Source organism: Streptomyces sp. NPDC021212 (assembly GCF_044332925.1).
GTDB lineage: Bacteria > Actinomycetota > Actinomycetes > Streptomycetales > Streptomycetaceae > Streptomyces.
Map to the genome: position 1 here is coordinate 385114 of NZ_JBIRPZ010000007.1, position 12552 is coordinate 397665.

Here is a 12552-nt window from a genome sequence, read left to right on the forward strand (position 1 = left end):
GGGAGCCCCGCCGATTCCCCGCGCAACCGCGTCCCCGCCCCGCCGCTCACCGCTCGAAGCGGTAACCCATCCCCGGCTCCGTAATACAGCATCCCCCGGGGGCAACCCCCGGACCCCCGGCCGGACACCCGCCCCGCCGCTCACCGCTCGAAGCGGTAACCCATCCCTGGCTCCGTAATGAAGTGCCGCGGATGGGAGGGGTCGTTCTCCAGCTTGCGGCGCAACTGCGCCATGTAGACGCGCAGGTAGTTGGTCTCGGTCCCGTACGAAGGCCCCCAGACCTCCTGGAGCAACTGCTTCTGGCTGACGAGGCGGCCCTCATTGCGCACCAGCACCTCCAGCAGATGCCATTCGGTGGGCGTCAACCGGACGTCGCGCCCGTCACGGTGCGCCTTCTTGGCGGCCAGGTCGACACTGAACCCGTCGGTCACGACGACCACCGCGGCGTCCAAAGGCCCGGAGGGCTCGGCGCGGCGGACCGCGGCGCGCAGCCGGGCCAGCAGCTCGTCCATGCCGAACGGCTTGGTGACGTAGTCATCGGCCCCCGCGTCCAGCGCCTCGACCTTCTCGTCGGAGGTCTGGCGGGCCGAGAGCACCAGGATCGGGACCCGGGTCCAGCCCCGCAGCCCCTTGATCACTTCCACGCCGTCCATATCGGGCAGGCCCAGGTCGAGCACGACCACATCGGGGTGGCGGGTGGCGGCGAGCTTCAGGGCGGTCGCGCCGTCCCCGGCGGCGTCGACCTCGTACTTGCGCGCCTTCAGGTTGATCACGAGGGCGCGTACGATCTGCGGCTCGTCGTCCACCACGAGCACCCGGTTCATCTGACGGCCTGCCTCTCCGTTGTGCCGTGCGGGTCGTGCCGCGGGCGGCCGGGGGCGGCCCGCAGGGTCAGCACCATGGTCATCCCGCCCCCGGGGGTGTCCTCGGCGGCCAGCGATCCGCCCATCGCCTCCACGAAGCCGCGGGCGACGGCGAGTCCGAGGCCGACCCCGGAGCCGCGCGGGGCGTCCCCGTAGCGCTGGAAGGGTTCGAAGATACGGTCCTTCGCGGCGTCCGGGACACCCGGGCCGCGGTCGGCGACGCGCAGTTCGACCCGTTCGCCGAGCGCGCTCGCGGAGACCAGCACGGGCCGGTCCCGCGGGCTGTACTTCACCGCGTTCTCGACGATGTTGGCGACGCTGCGCTCCAGCAGCCCCGGGTCGACCTCGACCATCGGCAGATCCTCGGGGATCTCCAGGGTGACGCCGCTTTCGGGCACACCGACGAGCGCCATCGGCACGACCTCGTCCAGGTCGATCTCCCGGATGAGGGGGGCGACGGTGCCGGTCTGGAGCCGGGACATGTCGAGCAGATTCCCCACCAGGTGGTCGAGGCGGTCGGCGCCGTCCTCGATGCCCTCCAGCAGCTCGGCCTCGTCCTCCGGTGACCAGGCCACGTCGTCCGCGCGCAGGGACGACACGGCCGCCTTGATGGCCGCGAGCGGGGTGCGCAGGTCATGGCTGACGGCGGCGAGCAGGGCGGTACGGATGCGGTTGCCCTCGGCCAGCTCGCGGGCCCGCTCCGCCTCCCCCACCAGCCGCTGCCGGTCCAGCACGACGGCGGCCTGGGCGGCGAAGGCGGCCAGCACCCGGCGGTCCTCGGCGGGCAGCACCCGGCCGGACAGCGCGAGCGCCATATGGTCGCCCACCGGCATGTCCACGTCCGCGTCCTCGGGCCGCTCCGGCGGGGTTGCGCCCGCGGTGCCGCCGGCGCTGCCCGCGCAGGTCCAGGGCGCGACGTCGCTCTCGCGCTCCAGCAGCGCCACCGTGTCCATGCCGAAGGTCTCGCGGACCCGTTCCAGCAGCGCCTCCAGGCTGGTCTCCCCGCGCAGCACGCTGCCCGCGAGGAAGGACAGCACCTCGGACTCGGCGCGCAGCCGGGCGGCCTGATGGGTGCGGCGCGCGGCCAGGTCGACGACGGAGGCGACGCTGACCGCGACCGCCACGAAGATCACTATGGCGACGATGTTCTCGGGGTCGGCGATGGTCCAGGTGTGCGTGGGCGGGGTGAAGTAGTAGTTGAGCAGCAGCGATCCGACGGCCGCCGAGGCGAGGGCGGGCAGCATCCCGCCCAGCAGGGCCGCCAGCACGTTGAGGAACAGGAACAGCAGCACCTCGTTGGCGAAGCCCGGACCGGCGTCCGCGCTGAGCGTGGCCCCCGTACCGGTGAGCGCCAGGGTGAGCAGGGCGGGCCCGGCGACCCCCACCAGCCAGCCCGCGATCAGCCGGGCGCGGCCGAGCCGGGCGCCGCGCGCGACCGGCAGTCCGCGCCCCTTCGCGACCTCGTCGTGGGTGACGATGTGCACGTCCAGGTCGGGCCCCGAGTCCCGGGCGACGGTCGCGCCCACGCCCGGCCCGAAGACGTGACTCCAGGCCTTGCGGCGGCTGGAGCCGAGCACGATCTGGGTGGCGTTGACGCCCCGCGCGAACTCCAGCAGCGCACCCGGGATGTCCTCCCCGATGACGTGGTGGAAGGTGCCGCCCAGGTCCTCGACCAGGGTGCGCTGGACCGCCAGCTCCTTCGGGGAGGCCGAGGTGAGGCCGTCGCTGCGGGCGATGTAGACGGCCAGGATCTCGCTGCCGGAGCCCTTGGCCGCCATCCGGGAGGCGCGCCGGATGAGCGTGCGCCCCTCGGGGCCGCCGGTGAGCCCGACGACGATGCGCTCGCGCGCCTGCCAGGTGGAGCGGATGCTGTGCTCGTCGCGGTACTGCTGGAGGTATTCGTCGACCCGGTCGGCGGTCCACAGCAGGGCCAGCTCGCGCAGCGCGGTGAGGTTCCCGGGCCGGAAGTAGTTGGACAGCGCGGCGTCGACCTTGTCGGGCGCGTAGATGTTGCCGTGCGCCATGCGGCGGCGCAGCGCCTGGGGTGACATGTCGACCAGCTCGATCTGGTCGGCGCGGCGCACCACCTCGTCGGGCACGGTCTCCCGCTGCCGTACGCCCGTTATCGACTCGACCACGTCCCCCAGCGACTCCAGGTGCTGGATGTTGACGGTGGAGACGACGTCGATCCCGGCCTTCAGCAGCTCCTCGACGTCCTGCCAGCGCTTGGCGTTGCGGGAGCCGGGGACGTTGGTGTGGGCCAGCTCGTCGACGAGCGCGACGCCGGGGCGGCGGGCGAGCACCGCGTCCACATCCATCTCGGTGAACGCGGAGCCCCGGTACTCCAGCTCCCGGCGCGGCACCTCCTCCAGGCCGGCCATCATCACCTCGGTGCGGCGGCGGCCGTGGTGCTCCACGAAGCCGACCACGAGGTCGGTGCCCCGCTCGACCCGCCGGTGCCCCTCGGACAGCATCGCGTAGGTCTTGCCGACGCCCGGCGCCGCGCCGAGGTAGATCCGAAGCTTGCCGCGTCCCATGCCCCTATTTTCCCCGTTCGCTCAGGTGCCGGACGGCGATGTTCAGCTCCAGCACGTTGACGTGCGGCTCGCCCAGGAAGCCGAGCGGGCGACCGTCGGTGTGCTCCCGGACCAGCCGGGCCACCTCGGCGCGGGGCAGGCCGTTCGCCCGGGCCACCCGGTTCACCTGGAGGGCGGCGTACGCGGGCGAGATGTCCGGGTCGACGCCGGAGGCGGAGGCAGTGACCGCGTCCGGGGGTACGGCGGCGGGCGAGACCCCGTTGAAGGCGGCGATCCGGCCGCGGCGCTCCTTGATCTGCCCGCTCAGCACCGTGCTGTCGGCGGCGAGGTTGGACCCGCCCGAGACGAGGATCTTGTACTGGGTGTTGACGGTGTTGGTGCCCGCCGCCGAGGGGCGCGGCTGGAAGTACTTCGGGTCCGGCAGCGGGTTCCCGGCCTTGTCCTTGCGCGCCAGGGTGTACGTCTGACCGATGAGCGCGGAGCCCGCGGTCCTGCCGTCCGCCCGTACCTCGGAGCCGTTCGCCCGGTGCGGGAAGGCGGCCTGCGCGATGCCGGTGACGGCGAGCGGATAGAGCACCCCGCAGAGCACCGTGAGGGCGATCAGGGCGCGCAGTGCGGCGCCCGCAAGCCGGACTGTGGAGCGTGCTGTGCCGTTGAGAAGGGTCATGACTGGGGTCACCCGATGCCCGGTATGAGGGAGAGGAGCAGGTCGATGAGTTTGATGCCGAGGAACGGGGCGATGAGCCCGCCCAGGCCGTAGAGGGCGAGGTTGCGGCGGAGCATCCGGTCGGCGCTCATCGGGCGGTAGCGCACGCCTCTGAGGGCGAGGGGCACCAGCGCGACGATGACCAGCGCGTTGAACACGACCGCGGACAGGATCGCGGACTGGGCCGAGGCCAGATGCATGATGTTGAGCGCGTCCAGGCCCTGGTAGCCCGCCACGCCCGCGAACATCGCCGGGATGATCGCGAAGTACTTCGCGACGTCGTTGGCGATCGAGAAGGTGGTCAGCGCGCCACGGGTGATCAGCAACTGTTTGCCGATCTCCACGATCTCGATGAGCTTGGTCGGGTTGGAGTCCAGGTCGACCATGTTCCCGGCCTCCTTGGCGGCCGAGGTGCCGGTGTTCATGGCCACGCCGACGTCGGCCTGGGCGAGCGCCGGGGCGTCGTTCGTCCCGTCGCCGGTCATCGCGACCAGCTTGCCGCCCGCCTGCTCGCGCTTGATGAGCGCCATCTTGTCCTCGGGGGTGGCCTCCGCCAGGAAGTCGTCCACGCCCGCCTCGTCGGCGATCGCCTTGGCGGTCAGCGGGTTGTCACCCGTGATCATCACGGTCTTGATGCCCATCCGGCGCAGCTCGTCGAACCGCTCCCGCATGCCCTCCTTGACGACGTCCTTGAGGTGGATCACGCCGAGCACGCCCGGGCTGCCGGCGCCGTCCGCCGCGACCAGCAGCGGGGTGCCGCCCGCCGCCGAGATCGCGTCGACCTTCTCCTGGGCGTCGGACGGGACGTGTCCGCCGCGTTCGCGGACCCAGGCGATGACGGCGCCCGCCGCGCCCTTGCGCACCGAGGTGCCGTCCACGTCGACGCCGGACATCCGGGTCTGGGCGGTGAAGGGCACGAAGGTGGCGTGGCCGAGTTCGCCCTCGTGGCGGGCGCGCAGTCCGTACGCCTCCTTGGCGAGGACCACGATCGAGCGGCCCTCGGGCGTCTCGTCGGCGAGGGAGGAGAGCTGGGCGGCCTCCGCGAGCTCCGCCTCGGTCGCACCGTCCACCGGGACGAACTCCGCGGCCTGCCGGTTGCCCAAGGTGATCGTGCCGGTCTTGTCGAGCAGCAGCGTCGACACGTCGCCCGCCGCCTCGACCGCGCGCCCGGACATCGCGAGCACATTGCGCTGGACCAGGCGGTCCATGCCCGCGATCCCGATCGCCGAGAGCAGCGCCCCGATGGTGGTCGGGATGAGGCACACCAGCAAGGCGGTGAGCACGATCATGGTCTGTTCGGCGCCCGCGTAGATCGCGAACGGCTGGAGGGTGACGACCGCCAGCAGGAAGACGATGGTGAGCGAGGCCAGCAGGATGTTGAGCGCGATCTCGTTCGGGGTCTTCTGCCGGGCGGCGCCCTCGACCAGATTGATCATCCGGTCGATGAAGGTCTCACCGGGCCTCGCCGTGATCTTGATCACGATGCGGTCGGAGAGCACCTTGGTGCCGCCGGTGACCGCGCACCGGTCGCCGCCGGACTCGCGGATGACCGGCGCGGACTCGCCGGTGATGGCGGACTCGTCGACGGACGCGACGCCCTCGACGACATCGCCGTCGCCCGGGATGACGTCGCCCGCCTCGCAGACCACCAGGTCGCCGACGCGCAGCGCGGTGCCGGGCACCCGTTCCTCGCCCCCGTCCGCGAGCCGCCGGGCCTCGGTGTCGGTCTTGGCCTTGCGCAGGGTGTCGGCCTGCGCCTTGCCGCGCCCCTCGGCGACGGCCTCGGCGAGGTTGGCGAAGAGCACGGTCAGCCACAGCCACGCGGTGATCGCCCAGCCGAACCAGTCGCCGGGATCGAGGGCGGCGAGCACGGTGGTGAGCACCGACCCGATCTCCACGACGAACATCACCGGGGACTTCGCCAGCACCCGCGGATCGAGCTTGCGGAAGGCGTCCGGCAGGGAGGTGAGCAGCTGCCGCGGGTCGAACAGGCCGCCGGAGACCCGGCCGCCGCCCGGGTCGTGCTGGTGCGGATGCGTTCCGTCGGGGGCGGGGCGTACAGGGGTGGTCGTGCTCATGAGAGTCCCTCCGCCATCGGGCCAAGGGCCAGGGCCGGGAAGTAGGTGAGACCGGTGACGATCAGGACGGCGCCGACGAGCAGCCCCGCGAAGAGCGGCTTCTCGGTGCGCAGGGTGCCCGCCGTCTCGGGGACGGGCTTCTGCTCGGCGAGCGAACCGGCCAGCGCCAGGATGAAGACCATCGGCAGGAAGCGGCCGAGCAGCATCGCCAGGCCGAGCGTGGTGTTGTACCAGTCGGTGTTGGCGTTCAGGCCCGCGAAGGCGGAGCCGTTGTTGTTGGCGCCGGAGGTGAAGGCGTACAGCACCTCGGAGAAGCCGTGCGCCCCGCTGTGGCCCGCCGCGTCGCCCGCGGTGTTGAGGATCGAGTGCGGCGGGGTGGACAGCACCACGGACAGGGCGGTGAAGCCGAGCGCCAGCGCCGGGGTGACGAGGATGGAGCACGCGGCGAGCTTGATCTCGCGGGAGCCGATCTTCTTGCCCAGGTACTCGGGCGTACGGCCGACCATGAGCCCCGCGATGAAGACCGCGATCACGGCCATCACGAGCATGCCGTAGAGGCCGGAGCCCACCCCGCCGGGGGCGATCTCGCCGAGCATCATGCCCAGCAGCGCGATGCCGCCGCCGAAGCCGGTGAGGGAGGAGTGCATGGCGTCCACCGCGCCGGTGGAGGTCAGCGTCGTACTCGTCGCGAAGATCGAGGACGCGCCGACTCCGAACCGCTGCTCCTTGCCCTCCATCGCGGCGCCCGCGGCCCGGAGGGCCGGGCCGCCATGGTGGAACTCGCTCCACATCATCAGCGCCGTGAAGCCCAGCCAGATCAGGCCCATGGCGGCGAGGATCGCGTACCCCTGCCGGACGTTCCCGACGAGGACGCCGAAGGTGCGGGTCAGCGAGAACGGGATGACGAGGATCAGGAAGATCTCGAAGAGGTTGGTGAAGGCGTTCGGATTCTCGAACGGGTAGGCGGAGTTGGCGTTGAAGAAGCCGCCGCCGTTGGTGCCGATCTCCTTGATGGCCTCCTGCGAGGCGACCGCGCCGCCGTTCATCTGCCGGCTGCCGCCGGTGAGCTGCCCGACCTCGTGGATGCCCGCGAAGTTCTGGATCGCGCCGCACGCCACCAGCACGACCGCGGCGATCACCGCCATCGGGATCAGGACGCGGACGACCGTGCGCACCAGGTCGGCCCAGAAGTTGCCCAGCTCGCCGGTGCGGGAGCGGGCGAAGCCCCGGACGAGCGCGATGGCCACCGCGATGCCGACGGCGGCGGACAGGAAGTTCTGCACCGCGAGCCCGGCGGTCTGGACGACATGGCCCATGGACTGCTCGCCCGCGTAGGACTGCCAGTTGGTGTTGGAGACGAAGGACGCGGCGGTGTTGAACGCCTGCGCCGGGCCGATCGAGGAGAAGCCGAGCGAGAGCGGCAGCGCGCCCTGGAGGCGCTGGAGCAGATACAGGAACAGGACGCTGACGCCGGAGAAGGCGAGCACCCCGCGCAGATACGCGGGCCAGCGCATCCGGGTGTCCGGGTCGGCGCCGACGCAGCGGTAGATCCACCGCTCGGCGCGCAGATGGGTCGCGGAGCGGTAGACGGCGGCCAGGTAGTCGCCGAGCGGCCGGTACACCAGGGCGAGCGCGCCGATGAGCGCGGTGAGCTGGAGCACCGCGGCGAGTTCGGAACTCATGACGCCCTCAGAACCTCTCGGGGAAGAGGAGGGCGAGGACCAGATAGCCCAGCAGCGCGACGGCCACGACCAGGCCGACGACGTTCTCGGCGGTCACAGCTTCGTCACCCCTTTGGCGACGAGGGCCACCAGCGCGAACACCGCGAGCGTGGCGACGACGAAGGCCAGATCGGCCATCGTGGGCTCCTAGAGGATCGGTGGAGAGCTGACCTCTAGAGCAAAACGCCTGTTCGGAGCGCAGGAGCCGCCGTTGACGGCTCCCTTACGGCGGCGGGCACCCTCTTGACGCCTCCCTGACGCCGGGGGCGCGCGCACGCACAACACCGGCGCACGCGAAATATCCGGTGGGCCGTACTCCGCAGAGAAAAGTACGGCCCACCGGTAGAACGCTCACATCAGCGGAGCCTTACGCCGGGGACTCAGCCGGATGCGAGCGAGCAGCCCGCCAGAGCGTCAAGACCGGAGGGGGCGGTCGAGCCCTGGCGGGAGAATGAGATCTTGATGCGGTCGATCGTGGACTTCCGCTTGTCGGCCAGCGGGCCCAGGATCGCGTTCTGCACGAAGTTCGGACCGCCCTGGCCCGCGGAGGTCGCGAGTCTCTTGTTGGCCTCGCTGAGCTGGGTGTCCAGCAGCGCGAGGTTGCGGTCCACCTCCGCCTTGGCGGCGGCCGGCACATCGCCGATCTCACCGGCGACGTCCGGGCAGCTGATCGTCTGGCCGGAGCCCGCGCCCGCGTCCGCACCGGCCCCCGTGTCGGCACCGGTCTCCGCCGCCGGGTCGGCCGAGGCCGCGGCGCTGGCGGCGGCCGTCGGGCTCGCCCCGGCCCCGTTCTCGGCACCCGCCCCGGCGCCGCCGCCGGACAGCGTGCACTCGGCGAGGGCGTCCAGGCCGGTCGGCTTCTCGGCCCGGCGCCCGATGGAGATCGCGATGCGATCGAGGGTGGACTTCCGCTTGTCCGCCAGCGGACCGAGGATCGCGTTCTGCACGAAGTTCGGGCCGCCCTCGCCCTGGCTGGTGCTCAGCCGCTTGTTCGCCTCGGCGAGCTGGGTGTCCAGGAGGGCGAGGTTGCGGTCCACCTCCGCCTTGGCCTCCGCGGGAATCTCCGGAAGGGATCCTTCAACGGCGGGGCAGCTGATCGTGGACGCGGCCTTGACCGACGCCTTTCCGCTGCCGCTGCTGTCGTCCTGACCCGCCATGGCGGCTCCCACCGCGACGGACGCACAGGTGATACCGCCGATCACACCGGCGACGACGATCCGCCGACGGTGAAGTAACGGAAGCCCTCGGGACATTGATCACTCACCTCGTTGAGATGGGACAGGGGATATGCCCGTCGCGCCCGCTCTCCCACTACCGCGGGCGCGCCGGGGGGTCTCTCGCCCATCAATACGCCCCGGGTGGCGGGGGTGTTCAACGTGGTGCGAAAAAAAGCCGAAGGGCCCCGGGGAAACTCCCCGGGCCCCTTCGGACCTGGCCTTGCGGACCGAGTGCGGCCTGCGGTCAGCGCACCTCGGTGATCTCCGGACCGCGCTGGAGCTGGTCGGCGCCGCCCGCGAACCGCGAGCCCTGCGCCTCATCCTGCTGCACCCCGTCGGGCACCATCTGCGCGTCGTTCGGCAGCTTGAGCACGATCGGGTCGCGCGGGGCCATCGGACCCTCACCGCGCACCACGACCGTGTCCTGGAAGATCGCCTCCAGCAGGCTGCCGGTCTCGGGCTGCACGGCGCCCTGCCCGGAGATCACTCCGCGCAGGAACCAGCGCGGCCCGTCGACGCCGATGAAGCGCACCACCTGGACGCCGTTCTTGCCGTCCGGCAGCTGCACCGGCACCTGGGCCCGCAGCTCCCAGCCGAGCGGCCCCTCGACCTCGTCCACCACACCGCCCTGCTGGGTGATGCCGGTGGCGATCTCGTCCCGCACCTCGGTCCAGATGCCTTCCTTCTTGGGCGCGGCGAACGCCTGCAGCTGCACGGCGCTGTCCCGCAGCACCACGGTCGCGGCCACGATCGCGTCCCCCGCGACCTCGACCCGCAGCTCCATGCCCTCGACCCCGGGCACGAACATGCCGCCGAGGTCCACCCGGCCCTCGCCGGGCTCCCGCACCTCGGACACGTCCCACGGGCCGTCGGGGCGCGGCGCGGGGGGCAGGCTCACCCTGGGAGCCTCCGCGTCGCCCTCGTCGACGAGGCCGTCGGCGCCCTCCGCGTCCTCCGCGTCCTCGGCCAACTCCTCGGAGGTCACGTCGAGCGACTCGACGTCCTCCTCGCTGCGCTTGCGGCGACGTCCGAACACGTCATCGTCCTTCCCGGTCGGAACCGACCGAAGCGTATCCATTCCCACCCGTTGTGCCGTCCACGGCGGCATGACCGCCGGTGGACCCGAAGCCCCCTTCGGCCCGCGCCGACCCGGGAAGCTCCGCCACCTCCTGGAAGCGCACCTTCTCGACCTGCTGGACGACCATCTGGGCGACCCGGTCGTAGCGCTCGAACCGCACGCTCTCGCGCGGGTCGAGATTGACCACGATCACCTTGATCTCTCCACGGTACCCGGCATCGATGGTCCCCGGGGCATTCACCATGGCGACTCCGCAGCGGGCGGCGAGTCCGGACCTCGGATGCACGAAGGCGGCATACCCCTCCGGGAGCGCGATAGACACTCCGGTGGGCAGAACCGCGCGCTCGCCCGGGGCCAGCTCCGCCGCCTCGGTGGTGACGAGATCGGCACCGGCGTCCCCCGGGTGGGCATACCCCGGGATCGGCACGTGGGGGTCCACCCTGCGGATCAACACGTCCACCGGTACGGGAGTCACGGATTCACCTCGAATGCGCGCGCGACCTTCACCTGATCCGGGTCGGCGAGCGCCGCGTTGATCTCCTCCGACCGGCCGTTCTTGATGAAGTGGTCGACCTGCACCTCTATGAAGAGGGCCTCCGCGCGCACCGCGACGGGCCCCTCGGGACCCCCGATGCGGCCCGTGGCCGCACAGTAGATCTTGCGGCCGTGCACGGCGGTCACCCGTGCCTCCAGGTGCAGCACGGTGCCGACGGGCACCGGCCGGACGAAGTCCGTCTCCAGCCGCCCGGTCACGGCGATCACGCGCTGCAGCCAGTTGAGTGCCCCGAGCGTCTCGTCCAGCGCCGCGGTCAGCACGCCGCCGTGGGCCAGCCCGGGCGCGCCCTGATGGGCGGCGTCCACGGTGAACTCGGCCGTGAGGCCGACGCCCTCGCCCGCCCGCACCCGCAGGCGCAGGCCACCCGCCTGCTCGCCACAGCCGAAGCACTGGTCGTAGTGCGCGCCGAGGAGTTCCCCGGGCGCGGGCGCGTCGGGGTGGCGCACGGGTGCCGTGGCGCCGTCCGGCGGCTTCAGCACTGTCGTTCTTCCACTCACAACGGCTGACCTTACCCGCGAGAGATGCCCCGGCAGGCGGCCATGCCAAGCTGATACGCATGCAGCCTTACGACGAACGTCTCACCGCGCCCCGTTCCTGGTGGTTCATCGCGATTCTGATCGGGGTCGGCACGGCGTTGGTCATGCTGCCGTTCGGCACCCTGCCGATGCTCGGTGGCCTGATCGGCGGCGCGGCGCTGGCCTGTGTCGCGGTGAGTTCGTACGGCTCGGCCCGGGTGCGGGTGGTGGCGGGCTCGCTGGTCGCGGGAGAGGCCAGGATCCCGGTGACGGCCCTCGGGACCGCCGAGGTGCTGGACGCCGAGGAGGCGGCCGCCTGGCGGACGTACAAGGCCGATCCGCGGGCCTTCATGCTGCTGCGGAGCTACATCCCGACCGCGCTGCGGGTCGAGGTCACCGATCCGCAGGATCCGACGCCCTACGTGTACGTCTCCACCCGGGACCCCGAGGGCCTGGCGGCGGCGCTGACGGCCGTACGCGCCTAGGAGACGTCTTCCCGCCTAGGAGGCGTCTTCCGGGCCCCGCTGCGGGGGCGGCAGCTCGCCCGGGGCTCCGGGCGGCTCGCCGGGGGCTTCCGGGGACGAGGGAAGGGCGTCCCAGGGCACCTGGCGGTCGCGCAGCTCCTTGCGGATCTTGCGCGCGAGTCTTTTGGTGTCGCGCCGGTTCATCGAGGCGCCGACGGCCGCGCCGACCATGAAGGGCGCGAGGACGGGCAGGTTCCGGAAGCTCCGCCTCAGCACCTGCTGGCGCAGCTCGCGCTTCAGCCGGACGTTCAGCGCGGCGTTGACGCTGCCGGGGACGGTGGGGTCGATGCCGCGCTCCTCGGCCCATGAGCTGAGGTAGACGGCGGCCCGCTGCCGGACGGTCCCGGGCGCCCGCACCCCGTAGACCTCGTGCAGCTCGGCGATGAGCTTGAACTCTATGGACGCCACGCCGACGATCTCGGCGGCCAGCTCGGTGGGCATGGCGGGCGGGGCCGGCAGCATCGCCGCGGCACCGACGCCCGCACCCACGGTGGAGGTGCCGTACGCCGCACCGGCCACCAGCTTGTCCGCGATCTCCTCCGGACCGAGCCCGGGGAACTGCTTGCGCAGCGCCGCGAGATCGCGGACCGGAACGCGCGGGGCATTCACCGCGATCCGGTCGGCGACCGCGTACACCCCCGCCCGGGCACGGCCGCCGCCCCGCCGGACGCCGCGACCGAGGGCGGCCGCGAGCGAGGCCACCCGGCCTCGCTCGACATGCGCCCCCTCCACACCATCGTGCTCCGCGTTCACACTG

General features: G+C 72.0%; 12 protein-coding genes. 1 reads left to right on the forward strand and 11 read right to left on the reverse strand.

The window, feature by feature from the left end; genetic code table 11:
• Positions 1-140: 140 nt before the first annotated feature.
• The 10 genes from ACH4SI_RS21195 to ACH4SI_RS21240 all read right to left on the reverse strand — a co-directional run bounded on the left by ACH4SI_RS21195 (position 141) and on the right by ACH4SI_RS21240 (position 11253).
• Positions 141-824 carry a response regulator gene (locus ACH4SI_RS21195; RefSeq protein WP_398297770.1) on the reverse strand — a complete coding sequence of 228 codons (684 nt, stop codon included), beginning with the start codon at positions 822-824 and terminating at the stop codon, positions 141-143.
• Positions 821-3400, reverse strand: coding sequence for an ATP-binding protein (locus ACH4SI_RS21200; RefSeq protein WP_398297772.1), 2580 nt, complete (start codon positions 3398-3400; stop codon positions 821-823). The genes ACH4SI_RS21195 and ACH4SI_RS21200 overlap by 4 nt, the downstream gene beginning before the upstream one ends.
• 4 nt (positions 3401-3404) lie before the next feature.
• Complete coding sequence (gene kdpC, locus ACH4SI_RS21205; protein WP_398297774.1) at positions 3405-4067, reverse strand: potassium-transporting ATPase subunit KdpC; 663 nt, start codon at positions 4065-4067, stop codon at positions 3405-3407.
• 8 nt (positions 4068-4075) lie between these two features.
• The gene (gene kdpB, locus ACH4SI_RS21210) at positions 4076-6184 is read right to left on the reverse strand and encodes a potassium-transporting ATPase subunit KdpB (protein ID WP_398297776.1); all 2109 of its coding nucleotides are present in this window, start codon (positions 6182-6184) and stop codon (positions 4076-4078) included.
• On the reverse strand, positions 6181-7866 hold the full coding sequence (kdpA, locus tag ACH4SI_RS21215; protein ID WP_398297778.1) for a potassium-transporting ATPase subunit KdpA: 1686 nt from the start codon (positions 7864-7866) through the stop codon (positions 6181-6183). Before kdpA ends, kdpB begins: the two co-directional genes overlap by 4 nt.
• A gap of 7 nt (positions 7867-7873) precedes the next feature.
• On the reverse strand, positions 7874-7963 hold the full coding sequence (gene kdpF, locus ACH4SI_RS21220; protein WP_037817630.1) for a K(+)-transporting ATPase subunit F: 90 nt from the start codon (positions 7961-7963) through the stop codon (positions 7874-7876).
• Positions 7964-8285: 322 nt separating this feature from the next.
• Positions 8286-9158 carry a hypothetical protein gene (locus ACH4SI_RS21225; protein ID WP_398297781.1) on the reverse strand — a complete coding sequence of 291 codons (873 nt, stop codon included), beginning with the start codon at positions 9156-9158 and terminating at the stop codon, positions 8286-8288.
• A gap of 208 nt (positions 9159-9366) precedes the next feature.
• Positions 9367-10158: a DUF3710 domain-containing protein gene (locus tag ACH4SI_RS21230; protein WP_398297783.1), complete on the reverse strand. Its 792-nt coding sequence runs from the start codon at positions 10156-10158 to the stop codon at positions 9367-9369.
• 1 nt (position 10159) lies between these two features.
• Entirely contained in the window at positions 10160-10675 is a 516-nt protein-coding gene (gene dut, locus ACH4SI_RS21235) for a dUTP diphosphatase (protein ID WP_398297785.1), read from the reverse strand.
• Positions 10672-11253, reverse strand: coding sequence for a PaaI family thioesterase (locus tag ACH4SI_RS21240; protein ID WP_398297787.1), 582 nt, complete (start codon positions 11251-11253; stop codon positions 10672-10674). Before ACH4SI_RS21240 ends, dut begins: the two co-directional genes overlap by 4 nt.
• Positions 11254-11312: 59 nt before the next feature.
• On the opposite strand from ACH4SI_RS21240, the gene ACH4SI_RS21245 reads away from it, so the two are divergent.
• On the forward strand, positions 11313-11756 hold the full coding sequence (locus tag ACH4SI_RS21245) for a DUF3093 domain-containing protein (protein ID WP_398297789.1): 444 nt from the start codon (positions 11313-11315) through the stop codon (positions 11754-11756).
• 15 nt (positions 11757-11771) lie between these two features.
• On the opposite strand, the gene ACH4SI_RS21250 is transcribed toward ACH4SI_RS21245, so the two are convergent.
• Positions 11772-12548 carry a hypothetical protein gene (locus ACH4SI_RS21250; protein WP_398297791.1) on the reverse strand — a complete coding sequence of 259 codons (777 nt, stop codon included), beginning with the start codon at positions 12546-12548 and terminating at the stop codon, positions 11772-11774.
• Positions 12549-12552: the final 4 nt, after the last annotated feature.